A 16301-nucleotide genomic window follows, 5' to 3' on the forward strand; every position below is an offset into this window, starting at 1 on the left:
ATGCTGTTTGGATTTAAAATTCACTGCAAAATTAAATCCTTAAATGACTATGTGAAAACTACCGTTAGATTTGTTGGCCTTAATTGTCATCTCCATTATAATGTATATGACATCCAGGAGTCTTCAGAAGCGGTATTGGATTGAGGCGAGGATGTTGCGGGGGCGGATTTGGAATGAATGTTCTGAGCGGGAGAGTGTGCCGTAGGTAACATAGTCGTAGTGGCGGTTGTCGAGCAGATTGTTGGCGGTGAGCGACAGGCGCACTTTGCCGTTGAAGTTCCAAACGGCAGATGCGTCGAGCAGGACGAGGTTCTCAACATTGCCTTCCGGAAATTTGGTGAGGAAATGCTCTGCGCCTAATGTAAACTGCCAACGGTCATGCGGCATTATGATGGCATAGATTTTCTGGTTGAATGAGTGGGTGCGATTGTCGGTGTTGCCAATTTTCAACTGCGAAAATCCATAGTTCGCATCATAATTCATAGAAAGCCACTTACACAGGCTTCCCTTGAAATATGGTTTTAAGCTCAGGGTCTGTTGGCTGTAATCCTCCAGGATGTTGTCACGCATCGACGACGCAGAACTCGTAGAGGCATTGGCATCCAAGCCGATGACCATCCGGCTATGGCCAAGACCTTTGCTTACGCCACCGGTTATGCTCCAGAAATGGTTTCCCGAAAGTCGGTCGGAGTATGTCGATATGATGAAATCATCAATAAACAATTGGTTTGACATATATGCACTACGACTGTAATTATAGGTCAGCGAGGCGTTGGCAAAGAAAGATGTCAGGGGGTTGCGGTATCTATAACTTGCAGTCGCTGCAATATTCTGCGAATACTTGTCAATATTATTGGCTATGAAGAGATTACGGTAGTCTGACATCACGGGCACATTGATATTCATATAGGCCTGAGGTGAACTGAGCTGATATGAAATGGAGGCGGAAACCTCGCTTTTTGCCGATATTTTCTTTCGTACATAAATTCTTGGGAAGAGATTCATGTAGTCAGATTGATGGTTTACACTGTGATGAAGCCATTTCGCCGTTATTTTGGTTGACAACAGCCAGCCATTGCGATCGTAGTCGAGCTGCGGAGTGGCATAGAAGTTTGAAAGGAATGCGTTGAAATATCGCGAATTGTCGAAATCTCCCATTCCAAGCAGGAAAAGATTCATGCGGTGATAGTTCAAGTCAAGCCCTCCGTTAATATAGAATTTCCAGAAACGGCCTAATTTGCCCCAGCGAGTTTCAGTTGTGCTTCGGAAATCAGTTGTGCCGACGTTTTGAACTGCATCTTCATCGCCATTTACAAAGAGCCGGTCGGGATGGTGAGAGAACGAATTCCGGGATGTCAGTTCAAAGAGTTTTTTGTCGTTGCGCTTCACGAGTTTCAGGTCGTTGGTGGCAGAAAGATTGCGGCGACGGATACGCTGGTAAAGGTCGAAAGAGCCGGTAATGGCCGAGCGTGAATTTTCCAGGATGCCTTCAACCGTAAGTTTGTCCTTCAAGAAATATCCACGTTTGTTTATCTGCATGTTAAACTGAGCCGACACGTCATGACTCTGTGTGCGGAGACTGTTGTTTTGAATAAACTCCGGAATTGACTGGCTGAAATAATCTGTCCGTAATCCGGAATTGTAATCGAGTCTGTCGCCGACATAATTAAGTTTGAATCGCATCGAGGCATCCCCACGCGTCCATGCCGTTATGGAGTTGGCGAGCCACGACAGGTTGTCGCGGGTGCGCTTTTCATTGAGCGGGGCATTGATGATGTCGGCTGCTATATATTCAGGCCACAACGACTCCGAATAGCCGGTGAACGACATATCGCTGAAATCATGCTCAGTTATCTGTTCGGCAGGGTTCCAGCCTGTGTTGCCACCTCTCAGTGTCAAGATATTATTCACTTTAGGCGCAATCCGCATTGCATACAGAGAGCCGTCATAAAGCCACGGCTGTGCGCCCGTCCCGGCTTTCGCCACACCTACCCATTTGCCTTTCGCTCCTTCGTTGAGTTTGATATTTATACCTGCCTCTTCGGGAAACTCACTCCCTTCAAGAGCCTTGACGGGCTGATGGTTTTCCATCACTTCCACAGATTTTACATCCTTGTGTGAGATATTGTTGGTTGCGAGGCCATACTGACCTCCCAAGAAATCATCGCCGTCGATATAGAACTTGTTGATAGGTTTTCCCTGATACTTGATGGTTCCGTCATCCTCGACTCTGATGCCGGGCAGACGTTTGATGATGTCAATAATGGCATTGTCGGAGGCATTGGCATACCGGGAAACATTGAACACAAGAGTATCGCCCTTTGCATAGATGTCGGGGGCTTGCACAATCACATCCTTCAACTGTGTGGCCTTTGGCCACATCTCCACGCCTTTAGCAAAGTCATAATCCTTGTGCAATTTCAATGGTTCGTATCCCATGCAGCGGAATGAAATGGAATCAGCCGCTTCTGAGATTTTGATTTTGAAAGCGCCGTCCGCATCAGATGACGCAAACGCAATGGCTTTTCCTTGTCTGTTTAGTGCTTGCACAATCACACCCGTCACGGGCTGAGCGTTCTCCCCGTCAACTATTGCCCCGGACACCGTTTCCGGGACTGCTGCCGAAGCCGACAGCAGTCCGAGGAAAAGGCTGAGTATAAAAAAGCTGTATCTTGTCATTATTTTTTCCAGTCAAGTTCAATGTAATCGAATGGCAATTCAATTGGGTCGTAAGCATCAAGCATGGGATTGCCATTTTCGTCGCTGACCGTGATATGTCCGTGGCCACCGGCTTCATAGTAAGCGTATGGATTTATGTCGTAGCGGTGTTTTGCGTCATAATATTTTGCTCGTGAAGTTGTGTTGTAAGGGACTTTGTAGATTGTTATCGGTCTGTCGGCCTTTGACTTAATACCGATACATTCAAAAATATAATTTTCATCTTTATCCGAGGCTTTCATGATAAGTCCCGGAAGTCCATGCAATTTCCATGGCCCTTCCATCATTGGAATATCCTCTGTGTAAAAGGCAGTCCACTCACGTCCCCGGAAATTGCAGATGGCTGAGTGGCATTCGTAACCGAGAACCGTAGCCACGCTGTCGGTCAGTTCCCATTCAAGTTCAGGCATATCCTCTTCATAGCGGAACCAGTCCATACAGATTTTTTCTGTGTGGGTAAGTTTGTTTTCCGGATAGTTCTTGAAGATTGTCATGAATTCACCGTTGGAAAGTTTTCCGTCCATAGCAGCTTGTGCCACCTGTTCCTGGGTCAAGTTCATCAGGAGCGAATCGACTGTGAGATTCTTGTAGCTTGAGAATTTTGACAGTCCGTCGGGGCCTATTTGCAGAAGCATTTGGTCGGTGGTGTAGTTGTCTTCAAGTTGATCGGTCGTATCATTGCACCATGAGTAGTCATAGACAAATTCCATTGTTTCCGGTGCGAGGGTCTCTGTTTCGGGCACATTGTGCTGGAATATGCCGAGGGTGCGGCGCAACACTTTGCCTGACGCGGCCATTGACAGCAGCATGATGACCGCAAGGATGATTGTTGATTTATTCATTTTGTTGTAGTTTTTTGTTTGGCTCGGTTGCCTTGTCTTATAGGTCCTCGCCGAGCTCTTCGAGGTTCACGATGCAAAGTTACTGCCACCATGAGGCACACATCGAAAATAATCATTACTCAAACATTATGGAATTATTACTAAATTATTACTCCCTGTAAATTATCCACCGTTTCAGGCGTTTATGTTATAGGTATTGACTAATTTTGCGCAATGGAAAAGAAAATAAAAACGCTCTATATATTGTCAATTGCGGCGATTCTTGCCTTCCTCGGAATGCAGGTATATTGGCTGTATGGTCGCTATGAATATACTCTATCTGAATATGAGGATATTTCGTGCGAAATAATTTCAAATGCCATTGCCGAGTATAATAATGAAAGATCAAAACGCTCAGCAGTAAAGAAAATAGCCAGAACGCAGTCATCGTATCAGATGAATACCGATGTTGACTCTGCCGGAAACCGGCGACGCAATGTGACTGTGACCACAAAGGAAATTGATGGCCGTAAACTTCTGGGGATAGCGGATAAACGCGACCTTACCCCCGAAGAAATGAAAAGGCTTCAGGAATTGGTGCTTGACTCACTTGAGATGGTTGATGCAAAGATAGCCACGGTCGATGCCACGAGTGCTCCCTCCGACGGTATTGCGTGGAATGCCATGAGGAATTTCGACAGTGAGATACAATCTCCTTTCACCACAGTGGGGATAGACTCAATATTAAGAAAGAGTAACCTCAATGCTGAAATCACTTTGATTTTGCAGGACAGCGTGACATGGGAACCTGTAACCATACGTCATTCATCTGTAATCTCGCCCCGCTTCAGTGTCACGACCCCTTATTCCGAACTTGAAAGAAAGGCGGTGGTGATAGAATGTGAAATTCCTTCTTCGGAGATATTGCGTAGCATGGGTTGGACTTTGGTGCTGGCTTCTGTCATTTCGTTGTTTCTCATCCTGTGTCTTTTATGGCAGATAAAGACGATTGTCAGGCTGACGCGGCTTGACCGGATGCGCAATATGTTCATAACCACTATGATTCATGAACTGAAACGGCCAATCTCGACGCTGAAAATGTGTGTTTCGGGAATTGAGAATGAAAAGATGCTTGCCGACAAGGATGTAAAAGCGGAATTAATGGGAGCTACGCGGACGGCTCTTGACAATCTTTCGGCTTATTTCTCGAAACTGCGCGACATAACCTTCAATCGTGTCGAGCAGATACCTCTGAATATTGTCTGCTTCAATCTGGCGGCGTTGGTATCCGACGTTGTCTCTTCCATCCAAAGACCGAGTGGAAAGACCATTGTGTTTGAGAACCGCGTGAAAGACGACATTCAGGTGTCAGCCGACCGTAGCCATATCTTCAACATCATTAATAATCTGATTGAAAACGCCATTAAGTATTCGGGTGATACGGTCGTGATAAGTGTTGAAGCGACGGTTTCCGACAAGGGAGTGTCTGTCATTGTCACTGATACCGGCAACGGTATTCCTCTTTCTGACCAAGCAAAGATATTTACAAGATTTTACAGGGGTAGGGCAGTGGATAGCGACATTCCCGGAATGGGGCTCGGGTTGACCTATGTCAAACTTCTCGTGGAGGCTCACGGTGGGAACATATTTGTCGATAGCACTCCCGGAGCAGGCACATCGTTCACATTTACCATACCGCAATGAACATTCACCATACCGCAATGAATAAGAAGATATTGCTCGTCGATGACGATCTGACTAATTCAATGTTGCTCAAGCGCTTCATTGAAGCCGAGGGCTACGAGGTCACCTACGCCTCGAATGGCCGGATAGGTCTTGAACTGTATCGCGATAGCCGTCCTGACCTGATATTGCTTGACATTAACATGCCGGAGATGAACGGATTTGAAGTGGCAAGGACCATACGATTGTCGGACAAGAGGGTGATTATATTTTTCCTTACCGACCGAACGGACAAGGTGGACCGTCTGTATGGATTCTCACTTAAAGGCAACGACTATATTCCGAAACCGTTCTATCCGGAAGAGCTGATTGCTAAAATCAATGAGCGGTTTGAAAGCGATCTCGTCAGCCATGAAATGGAATATCGTTTTGGGAACACGGTTTTCCATCCGAATCTCTCGACATTAAGCTATGACGGAGAGACGCATTCGCTGTCGGTCCGTCAATCCGAGATTCTCTCGATTCTTGCCCGTAATGAGGGGAAGCTTGTTGAGCGTGATGTGATTCTCAACACCGTCTGGGGCGATGCGAGCTACTCAAATTCAATGGCATTGAATGTCCAGATTACATATATCAGGAAAATGTTGACAGACCCTGCTGTGGCTATCATTTCCATAAAGAAGAAAGGATATATACTTCAGGTTGGGTAGATTAAGACAGGGGTAGGGGAGTGGGAGAGCAGAGCAGGAAAAGCTATGGTGTGAGGAAGCGGAAGAGTGAGTAACGGATTTGGTTAGTTGGGTATAAGATTCGTGTATTGGATTTTTGTTTAGTCCGATAGAGATAGGTGTGGTGTTTGGAAGGATAAGTGGTGAGATGGATAGGATAGCGGTTGCTTATGAACCGTGATAGAGTTATTGTTTGGGGAACATTATTGGAATATGACAAGTGAGTCAATGGCATTTTTGTATTATGAGTCAATGGCATTTTTTAATTATATGTGTTAATTGGACTATCTGGGTGTTTAGGCAGAGTGTTATTGCTATCCGATAAAATTCGGTTAAAGCAAAAAGAGATGGCTCGGCAGCAGATTATCAGCGGTCGAGTCTACTTTTTATTATTGCTGTTAGGTAAAAAAATTTTGAGGACAGCAATAAAGAGTGTAAGATTAAGATGGGTTTCAATTGCGGTAATGGCAGATTTAAAATTATTCTGTGTAGCATTTTCCCAACTAACCGCTAATTTTGTACTCGCAAATAGAGAGTAAAAGCCAATATGAAGCCCTCAAAAACACCCGAAATCTTAATTTTTGCATTTTATTTGCAAAAAAACGATTAAAAATTTGCACAATTCAAAAATAACCCCTACCTTTGCATCGCTTTTGAGAACAAGGGCTACCACAAACGAGATTGTCAAAGCCGGTTCACACCAAATCAATAGCAAAAAAGATTCGCTAGCTCAGCTGGTAGAGCACAACACTTTTAATGTTGGGGTCGTGGGTTCGAGCCCCACGCGGATCACTGAAAATCAAGCAGTTAGACTAAAATCTAACTGCTTTTTTCTTTTGTGTACACCGTGGTTTTACTATGAAAGTTAAACCGAGAGTTAAACCAAAACTTTCATGAGTGAAACAGTTAAAGTCGTGTGTTACAAGTCAAAAACTTTAAGTGACGGCAAACACCCTCTTATGGTACGCATCTGCAAAGATGGGAAGAAAAAGTACCAAAGTCTTGGCATCTCCATTTTACCATCTCATTGGGACTTCAAAAAGAATGAACCTAATGACAGTTGCCCCAATAGAGATGAGATAAGATTGCTGATACAACAGAGGCTCTTTGAGCTTCAAAAGACTATCCTTAGTAAAAAGATAGAGGGAAAGGAATTTACTGCGTCATCTCTCCTATCACCATCTCAGTCTGCTAAAGCACATCTGCATAATAATGTTGGAGAATGTTTCAATTATTATGTAAGATTTCTGAAAGAGCAAGGTAGATTGAGGTATGCAGGGATGTATGAGGTGAGTTATAATTCTTTTGTAAAGTATGCTGGATCTCTTGACATTCCCTTTAGTGATGTTAATGTGGTGTGGCTAAAGAAGTATGAGATATGGATGCATAAACAAGGCTTGGCAGTCAATACAATTGGCACAAGAATTAGGCATCTTAGAGCTGTATTCAATATGGCTATAGAATATCATGTTATAGACAAGGAATGCTATCCCTTTCAATCCTATAAAGTGTCAAAAGTAAGTCAATCCCCACCCAAGAGGTCTATGACCAAGGTAGACATCCAGAAGGTATTATCCTATAAAGGGAAAACAGATATAGAGATATTGGCTATATCCCTGTTCACTTTCTCTTACTATTGTGCTGGCATTAACTTCATAGACATGGCTATGCTTAAGCATTCCAATATTACGGGTGGTAAGTTATGTTACTTGAGAGCTAAGACAAAGAAGCAGATAGTCATACCATTACATCCTATGGCAATAAATGTCATTGCAAGATACTCTGATGCCACAGTAGGCAACAATTCATTCATCTTTCCAATACTTTCCCATTTTCATCAGACCGAAGTCCAAAAGGTTAACAGACTTCATAAAGTGTTGGCGAAAGTAAATGGAACGTTGAAAGAAATAGGAGAAAGGATAGGATTGCCAATAAAGTTGACAACCTATGTTGCAAGACATTCCTATGCAACTGTACTAAAAAGGGCTGGAGTATCGACTGCTATAATCAGTGAATCTCTGGGGCATAGTTCAGAAAAAATCACTCAAACTTATCTTGACTCCTTTGAAAATAGCCAAATTGAGGATGCTATGTCTCATCTTGACTAATGGGTTGTAGACACATTTATTTCTATTTATTAGGAGATGTGTCTACAATCCATTATCTTTGTAAGAAAAAATGACAATGGATTTTTTTGAAGAAAATATTTTTGGGTCAAGCATGTTTTCAGAAGAAAAATATGAGATATTATATGACAGTTACCCATATGTTGACTCCAATACAGATGAAGTGTATTTGGATAGAACCCCCAGCTATGTAAACGGAGCTCATGTATGCCAAAATGTTTTGTTGGAGTGCTCTATAAAAAGAGATCACATATCAAACGCCGTAAAGTCTGTATCTTTCAAGATGCCCGTAGATAACGCGAAACTAAGTTCTGTTTTCCACATGTTGCCATGGGGACTTATAAAAAAGAATCGGACTGGTGTTGGTGCAACAACATTAGAAATGAAATCACGTAGAAATAGCATAATAGTTGTACCTACAAGAGCTTTGGCATATGATAAATTTATAAAGAGTCATATACCTAATACTGTTAAACACGCCTCCTATTATGTAGGAAGTCCTATCAATGGGCATCAACCAAGAGAATTAGAAGACTACCTTTCGGATGATGAAATCAAATATAAGAAATTTATAGTGGTTTCTGACAGTCTGCCTAATTTTTTAAAGAGACTTGGAGAAGAGTGTTTTTCCAAATATTTCATAATGGTTGATGAAATTGATTCATACCAATATGATAATTGGTATCGTCCTAATATGGAAAAAGTAATTGATTGTTATTTTAAATTTCCATACACTAACAGATGCCTTGTATCAGCAACTGTAGGTTCTTTTTCAAATCCAATGATTAATTCAGAGCCTATAATAGACATCGTATTTAATAGTGAGGCTCCAAGAAATATCACGTTTTATCCAACTAATAATGTTATTACAGCAACCTCCAATATTATCCAAAGTATAAAAGATGCTTTCCCCACAGACAAGATTGTAATAGCTTTAAACAGCGTGTTACATGGGATATTGCCTGTCATAAAAAGTTTATCTACTGAAATTCAATCACAATGTGGAGTATGGTGTGGAATTAAAAGTAAGAAGCATGTTGAGGAATACTATATAGAAGATGTTAATGACACTCTCGATAAGAATATTATATTCATGACATGTTCTTATTTTGTGGGAATAGATATATCGGAAAGATTTCATCTAATATCTGTTGCTGATGTCTTTCATCCTTATTCCTTATTGTCACCAGACAAATTGCAACAGATTGCTGGTAGGTGTAGACATGAAGGTGGACTTATAAGCGAACAAATCATATATAGTTTCAGAGATTCACCGAATAATAATTCTATAGATTATGAGGCTATAAGGAATAAGATTATTGAGGATGGTGAAACTCTTATTAGTTTAAACCAAAATATAGCCAATACAAAGTTGTTATTCCCGAATCTACTTAGAGCATTTAATTGCTTCTCTTTAGATGACTTTGTTCTATATTCAAAAAAGTCATACTTATCAAGTTCAAAAGCTCCTTTAATCAGAGTCACTGATAATACGTTAGCTTTATCATACTTTAACATTGACAATATTTTGATTCAGATAAAGTTAGCAAACGAACTGTATTCAGATGAAAGAGGTCTATTCCATCAACTTTGTATAGATGGGAATAATTGTCATCTTGATTTAAGTCAAAAAATACTCTCCCCTATTCCGGAAGAAATCATTTCAGAAATTAACTCTGAAGTCTTCCATAATGTAATGGTGGAAAGGGATGCTATCATTTCAGAATTACAGCAATATCATGATTTAGGACAATTAAAATCAGTTGCTATGGCGAGAAGAAATTCTGCGACAAATGCTAATGGTGTTTTTTTAGATAGATTGATTGAATTGGTTAACTATGTACCATTTCAGGACTTAATACCACTTCTACAAGAATATGATAACCCAGTTCAATATAAACAACTATACAATGCGGTTGTATTTTGGGCTTTATCCCCCAATCACCCCATCAGAATCACCATTGATAGTAAATTTGAAGTCGGAAAGAGTTATCCCAATAACTATATTATAGAGGTGGTGAACTCTATTTGGCAAGGTATTTTGGGATTAGGTCTGTTAACCGATAAGCAAGCGATGTCGTTTGCTAAAAGATACTTTTTAAGTATGCGGAGAAAATCAGTAAGAAAGGAGAGAAATGCGTCTCCTACAAAAGAATATGTAATTGAAAGTTTAAATGCGCTAAACTTATCATCAGAACCAATAACACAAATTTCTTCGGAAGATAATATACAGATGAGAGTGAGATTGTAGACACATCTAATATAATATATTAAGAGTTGTGTCTACAATATCGTCTTGCTTATAATAACCATAGCTATTTTTACTGCCTCAGTTGATAATGGAAATAAATTTTTCTGATTTTTTTTCATTATTTCTTGCAAATATAAGCACGTTATAGCCACCAATAAACCCGCCCTTGACATTGGAAATGGGGATTCTCCCCCCTCTGTAAGTATAACAATATATAATTCAATGTCATGGTTAAAATCAAGTTTGTTGAGACTCTGTCAGTAGCGGAGTTCAAAAAGAAGATGGGTGTTAACAAGATAGAGGTCAAACAGAACCCTAACAATGGAAAATGCTTCTTCGTATATGGAGTTGAGGTTGGCGCAGTAAGTGACAAGTTCCTCAAAGGACAAATCACCTCACCTGTAATCTCTCATGTCTGTGTCCCAGAGACAGGTGACATGTTCTATCTCCTACACCAAAGAGGGGAAGGAGGAGCACCTACCCTTGCAACTCTATAAGATTTTCAATAACCTCTACAAAGGTAGCCTGCACTACTTAGTGTAAGGCTGCCTTTCCATTATTACAACATTTCAAATCAATACAATATGCAGTTAAGAAAATCATCCAAGAAGCAAGCAAAGATTAAGCTTGCTCTTCAAGGCTGTGCAGGGAGTGGCAAGACCTACTCAGCACTGCTTTTAGCCTATGGGCTATGTGGAGATTGGACTAAGATTGCAGTGATAGACAGCGAGAATAACTCTGCTGATCTATATGCTCACTTAGGTCAATACAATGTACTCCCGCTTGAGGGAAAGTATGACCCCGAAACATATATTGATGCCATCAAGGTATGTGAAAAGGCTGGTATGGAGGTTATCATCATTGACTCCATGAGTCAGTGCTGGGACAATCTTCTTGAATACCATGCCTGTCTCCCCGGCAATTCTTTCACTAATTGGCAAAAGGTCACTCCGAGAATGACATCTCTTATTCAGATGATACTTGGTGTTAACTGCCATGTAATCTCCACTATGAGATGCAAGCAGGACTATGTGCTGTCTGAGAAGAATGGCAAAATGGTTCCGGAGAAAGTAGGCTTAAAGGCTGTGATGAGGGATGGAATAGATTATGAATACACCATAGTCTTTGACATCAACATGAAGCATCAAGCCGTGGCTTCAAAGGACAGAACCAATCTCTTTGCTAATAAATCTGAGTTTACCATAACACCAACTACAGGTAAAATCATACTTGATTGGTGTAATGATGGTGTCACATTGGAGATGATAAAGGCTGAAATCTCCAATGCTGAAACCATTGAGCAACTCAACTCTGTATATCAGCAGTTCCCTGAGTGGAATCAGCAACTTCTGTCTGACTTCACCAATAGAAAGAATGAGCTTTTACAGCCTAAAGAGGAAGCTCACCACATCAATTATCAACCAAATTTCACAAGAATAAACCATGCAGACCGCACTATCAACTTTGCAACTACTGCCTGTCAGTAGGTTCAATACCTTTCCAAGCAGACTGAATGACAGCCTTAGACAGCCCATAGAGGTTGAAGCTGTTGAGGTTGTGGAGAACATCATAACTCCGCAATTCACCAAAAGACTTCCTTTCATAGAAGCCAATACAAAAGAGGTTACAATCAATCATCTCAAAGAGGATTGTGTTGTGCCAGTGTTCTCCAAGGACAATGAGGTTACTATCTCTCATCCTGCTTTCATTGAAGCAGTATGGGAAGCAGCCACTAAGGTATTTCCAAGAGAGAGTATAGAGAAACCTTCAATCAGAGTAAGCCATGTAATCAAGGGCAGAACACCCGAAGCAATACATAAGAATGTAAAAGAGCTGACTGATGAGGACAAGACCATCTACTATGAGAGAATGATGTTCTGCTTTGAGATTCCCTCAATCTGCGAGGATATCCGTGGCAATAGACTCAATCTCACAATAGGTGGAGTAAGAGCCTACAATCATGAAAACCTCTACAGCAAGAAAGGTGCAGAGAAGTTCAAAATCTTCATTGGCTTCAAGAATATGGTATGCTGTAATCTGTGTGTCAGCACAGATGGCTATCAGTCTGAACTCAAATGTATGGATGTAAGAGGTCTGTTCAATTCTGCATTAGCCTTGTTTCAGGACTACAATATGGCTAAACATCTCTATGAGATGGGTGATTTGCAGGAAAGCTATATGACGGAACATCAGTTTGCCCAGTTCTTGGGTAAGTCACGGCTATATGGCTTTCTGCCTAAGGCTGAACAGAAGAAGCTCCCTCAGATGCTTATGACTGACACTCAGATAGGCATGATAGCCAGAGCCTACTACAATGATGAAAACTTCGCTGTGCCACAAGGCAGTAAGGAAATCAATATGTGGAATGTTTATAATCTCCTTACGGGAGCCAATAAGTCTTCCTATATTGATAACTTCCTTGACAGAAGCCTCAATGCCACTCAACTTGCAGAGGGGCTGAACAAGGCTATCTATGGAGATAGTGAATACTCATGGTTCTTAAAATAAAACTGATATGGCAGAAATCATTCATATTACTTTATCTCTTGCTCTTGGGTTATTAGGATGCTGGGCTGTATTCTATAATGAGAGAGAACATTGATATTATATATTGCTGAACTTTTAGGATTGTTGAAGCCTCTTCAATCCAAAAGGTTTGTATCCACAGAAGCCTATTCCACATGGTAATTATGTCTAAGGTTATTTCTTGTTTCCTCTGTAGGGTATTGATTATATGATGTAAAAGAATTAACTTTGCATTGTTAATCAAAACTTAACAGCAAATGGAATAAAAGTTTAACAACGACATATTAAAGAAGTGTGACTTCTTACATGATGTGTTCTGAAAAATCGCCAAATTAGAAGAACTGCCCATCATAAGTAAGGAGGAACGCTTGCACCATGAGGTGTAGGCTTCCTTTTTGTATGGGCATAGGTGTTTGGCGATACCTTCAGAACAACAGATAGGATTAGCTTACACCTTTTTTATGTCCTATTCTAAGGACATGAGGAATATAGATTTCATACAGCTACATGCAAAGTGGAATACCTTGTCAAAAAAGGTTCAGAAAATACAGAATCCCAATTATGAACATAAGTGGGATATTGAATACTTCTACCAAGGGTATAATGTGCAAGGCGCATATTTAGTTATTGTTGATTTATATAAATTGGCAAAAGAAGAGGGTTTAACTGAAGAGCAACGACAACTCTTCTTTCAAATCATAAAGAAGCACAATGAATTTACAAGAGGCAGTCTGGCAGCCATCTCAGACAAAATATCTCAGTTAAAAGTTAAGGATGAATATTTTGATGAATCTGAATTAGGAGCATATGCCGGTTATTATTCCTTGGGCTTTAATGAAAATGAATCAGAAATTGAAAATTTAGACAGACTATATGACAACTTCAAGGGCTGCTTCTTTTCATTGAAAGGCGAACATATTAAAGCCGATGGTTTTCCTCGCATATCAATGCGACAAACCATGGACAAATGGAACGAAGTCAAAAATTACGTTTACGATGACACGATATCTCCTTACACAACAGCATATCCACCAAAAGATTTACCATAATATGAAAAAAAATTATTTAACAAGTCTGTCATAGCTATAATAGCTTCGTGTTTTTATGTCACGTCATTTACCAGTTGTGGTAATGATGAACCATCTACAAAGGATGATGATATTTTCTCTAAGGAAAACTTATGTGGAGCATGGAGGCTTATGACAGAATATGATAATTGGGGTATACTTTGGTTCTTTCCTAATAACAAATGCTATTCGGGAAGTGAAAGTGGCACTTGGAAATACAATCCTCAAATAGGAGCAATTACCACGTCTTTATCAACATTTACTGATATAACTATAACAGAATATGTTGATTTGGATCAATGGAAAGGATTCTCTAATTATTGGGGAACCCAACTTGTTACAGCTTTTAAGCGACCTAATGAGGTTTATATGGAAGGTATTTGGAATATGATAGAACTTGAAGAAGGCTATGACTTTCCCATCACACAATTTTATAATGTAAGATTCCCAAATAACCAAATCTTAGGAGAATGTGTGATTAAGTCGGGTTATAATACATATTATGCCTCCTTTGTATTGGAGAACCCTTATTCTGATAATCTTAAACTGACTATAACCTATGACAAACTATATGACAACTTTGTATATCAAAGTTTTACATGTGGTGGTAAGTGGAAGTAGTCAATAATAGGAAATCAAATGGCAATATCAATTTCAGACAGTATACAATGTGTTGGACTTCCAATCATTGTTACATCAAGTAAACCCCATCTTAATTTCTTGATATATACCGGAGCAAGTCATAATGTGATTTTCTCTTTTGTCTATGAGGGGTTGCCTGATTATTTCAACTTATTGGACTCTGAAAAGTCCATGTATGGAATAGAGGGCAATGTGGTCAATAACCGACAGGTGAAAGCAACTATAGAGATTGAGAATACCAAAGCAGAAACTATATTCTCAGTCTTAGAGGCAGACGAAGTAGTCTATAGGATGCAGCAGGAGAATGGCTTTCAACTGCATGGTATTTTAGGCTCTGAATTTCTTGCAGACAATAAATGGATTATTGATTATGACAACCTCCAAATTCTAACCTGAATTTGTATGCACTTCATCGTATATAAAATAATAGAAGTGCATACCTTTTTATGTATATGGAAGATATTGAATACTTAGATTTCATTGATGGTATTGATTGTCCTACTACCGAGGATATTTATGACTTCTTCAGGATATTTTCCCTGCTGTTGAAAAAGGAGGCAAATGCTGGAAGATGGAAAGACATCAATTCAAATAATATTACAGTCTATGAAATATTTGATAATAATGAGGTTGGTGTCAAGTTGGAATATGGTCGCATACTTAGGCTTGGTGTAAGATTTAAAGTGAGTAAATCCATAGGAAGATATAGTTTGTTTCTTAAAGCTATTTATCCTTGCAACATATCTGACAGCAAGGATTATAAATCAGATATACACCCTTACAATGAGTGTGAACTATGTAGTCACATGGATAGATGTATCAACCTCTACCAAGGCATAAATACTCTCATCAAAAGAATAAGACTGAAATATGCCAATGTACTACAAGTAGATCTTTCTACTATAGATATTATCACAAGATTGCATGGCAGTTATTTCGATTTCTTTCGTGAGGTTTGCGGGTATCTTGATTTCATATTGCCAAAGGTTAAACTTATAACCTTAGAAAGGAATGACTCTACAAGGTCAACCAAATCAGTGCCTCTTATGATGGAAACAACCCCAACGTCATTGAATAACCCTATCATCCAACCTTCTTCCCATTTACAACCATGCTTCATGACTTATGAAGAAGAAACTGAAAGCATTGAGGACATATACAACAAGCCTCATGGAATGGAATGTGAATATAACGAAGAAGAACCACCTTTTTAATTAACAAAATATTAATTACTCTTGGATATACAACAAGTTAAACCATAGGTTAAACTAAAGAATATTAAACCAAGCATTAACCGAATTTGATATACATTTAATTGCTTGTTTTATATAAGGTTTAAGTGTACCAAACCACCACGATTAAGAGGCGTTGAAAATAACACTTTTAATGTTGGGGTCCTGGGTTCGAGCCCCAGGCGGATCACAGAAGGGTTTATCAATCCGACGAAAACCTCTGAAAATCACCGATTTTCAGAGGTTTTGCTTTATGCCCTCTATCCCCAATCGCAGCAAAATATTGAAGTATCTGGTGTGCATAAAGGTGGCAATAGAAATTGTACCATGTTTTGCCACCTCGAAAGGATTTATTTCATTATTTTTCAGTGATTTGCACACGACAAGGTGGCTAAAGATTTGCCACCTCGAAAGCCTTGTAAGGTGGCTGTTTTATGAAGATGTGGTACACTTCTCACGATGTACCACAAACGCCATTAAAATGTACCACAACAATGGATATACCTC

The 16301-nt window shown here is 40.0% G+C and carries 13 protein-coding genes and 1 tRNA gene; 12 read left to right on the forward strand and 2 right to left on the reverse strand.

The features are described 5' to 3' along the window. Positions 1 to 123: 123 nt before the first annotated feature. Both QZ310_RS05460 and QZ310_RS05465 read right to left on the reverse strand, forming a co-directional pair. The gene (locus QZ310_RS05460) at positions 124 to 2679 is read right to left on the reverse strand and encodes a hypothetical protein (RefSeq protein WP_297071207.1); all 2556 of its coding nucleotides are present in this window, start codon (positions 2677 to 2679) and stop codon (positions 124 to 126) included. After that, positions 2679 to 3560, reverse strand: a complete 882-nt coding sequence (locus QZ310_RS05465; protein WP_297071209.1) for a GLPGLI family protein — start codon at positions 3558 to 3560, stop codon at positions 2679 to 2681. Before QZ310_RS05465 ends, QZ310_RS05460 begins: the two co-directional genes overlap by 1 nt. A 213-nt stretch (positions 3561 to 3773) precedes the next feature. On the opposite strand from QZ310_RS05465, the gene QZ310_RS05470 reads away from it, so the two are divergent. The 12 genes from QZ310_RS05470 to QZ310_RS05525 all read left to right on the forward strand — a co-directional run bounded on the left by QZ310_RS05470 (position 3774) and on the right by QZ310_RS05525 (position 15776). Next, the gene (locus tag QZ310_RS05470) at positions 3774 to 5243 is read left to right on the forward strand and encodes a HAMP domain-containing sensor histidine kinase (RefSeq protein WP_297071210.1); all 1470 of its coding nucleotides are present in this window, start codon (positions 3774 to 3776) and stop codon (positions 5241 to 5243) included. A gap of 17 nt (positions 5244 to 5260) precedes the next feature. Further along, on the forward strand, positions 5261 to 5932 hold the full coding sequence (locus QZ310_RS05475) for a response regulator transcription factor (RefSeq protein WP_297071212.1): 672 nt from the start codon (positions 5261 to 5263) through the stop codon (positions 5930 to 5932). Positions 5933 to 6669: 737 nt separating this feature from the next. Continuing rightward, a tRNA-Lys gene (locus QZ310_RS05480) sits at positions 6670 to 6742 on the forward strand. A gap of 101 nt (positions 6743 to 6843) precedes the next feature. Next, a complete protein-coding gene (locus tag QZ310_RS05485) occupies positions 6844 to 8058 on the forward strand; it encodes a site-specific integrase (RefSeq protein ID WP_297071214.1) in 1215 nt (404 codons plus the stop codon). Positions 8059 to 8134: 76 nt separating this feature from the next. After that, positions 8135 to 10327: a DEAD/DEAH box helicase family protein gene (locus QZ310_RS05490; protein ID WP_297071216.1), complete on the forward strand. Its 2193-nt coding sequence runs from the start codon at positions 8135 to 8137 to the stop codon at positions 10325 to 10327. 227 nt (positions 10328 to 10554) lie between these two features. Beyond that, the gene (locus QZ310_RS05495) at positions 10555 to 10824 is read left to right on the forward strand and encodes a hypothetical protein (protein WP_297071219.1); all 270 of its coding nucleotides are present in this window, start codon (positions 10555 to 10557) and stop codon (positions 10822 to 10824) included. 87 nt (positions 10825 to 10911) lie between these two features. Next, positions 10912 to 11814, forward strand: a complete 903-nt coding sequence (locus QZ310_RS05500; RefSeq protein ID WP_297071221.1) for an AAA family ATPase — start codon at positions 10912 to 10914, stop codon at positions 11812 to 11814. Further along, entirely contained in the window at positions 11771 to 12835 is a 1065-nt protein-coding gene (locus QZ310_RS05505) for a DUF3871 family protein (protein ID WP_297071222.1), read from the forward strand. Before QZ310_RS05500 ends, QZ310_RS05505 begins: the two co-directional genes overlap by 44 nt. A gap of 497 nt (positions 12836 to 13332) precedes the next feature. Next, on the forward strand, positions 13333 to 13902 hold the full coding sequence (locus tag QZ310_RS05510; RefSeq protein ID WP_297071224.1) for a hypothetical protein: 570 nt from the start codon (positions 13333 to 13335) through the stop codon (positions 13900 to 13902). Positions 13903 to 14052: 150 nt separating this feature from the next. Further along, positions 14053 to 14541: a hypothetical protein gene (locus QZ310_RS05515; protein ID WP_297071226.1), complete on the forward strand. Its 489-nt coding sequence runs from the start codon at positions 14053 to 14055 to the stop codon at positions 14539 to 14541. 18 nt (positions 14542 to 14559) lie between these two features. After that, positions 14560 to 14958, forward strand: a complete 399-nt coding sequence (locus QZ310_RS05520) for a hypothetical protein (protein WP_297071227.1) — start codon at positions 14560 to 14562, stop codon at positions 14956 to 14958. 56 nt (positions 14959 to 15014) lie between these two features. After that, entirely contained in the window at positions 15015 to 15776 is a 762-nt protein-coding gene (locus tag QZ310_RS05525) for a hypothetical protein (RefSeq protein WP_297071229.1), read from the forward strand. Positions 15777 to 16301 lie beyond the last annotated feature (525 nt).

Source organism: uncultured Duncaniella sp., from assembly GCF_910577345.1.
Classification (GTDB): domain Bacteria; phylum Bacteroidota; class Bacteroidia; order Bacteroidales; family Muribaculaceae; genus Duncaniella.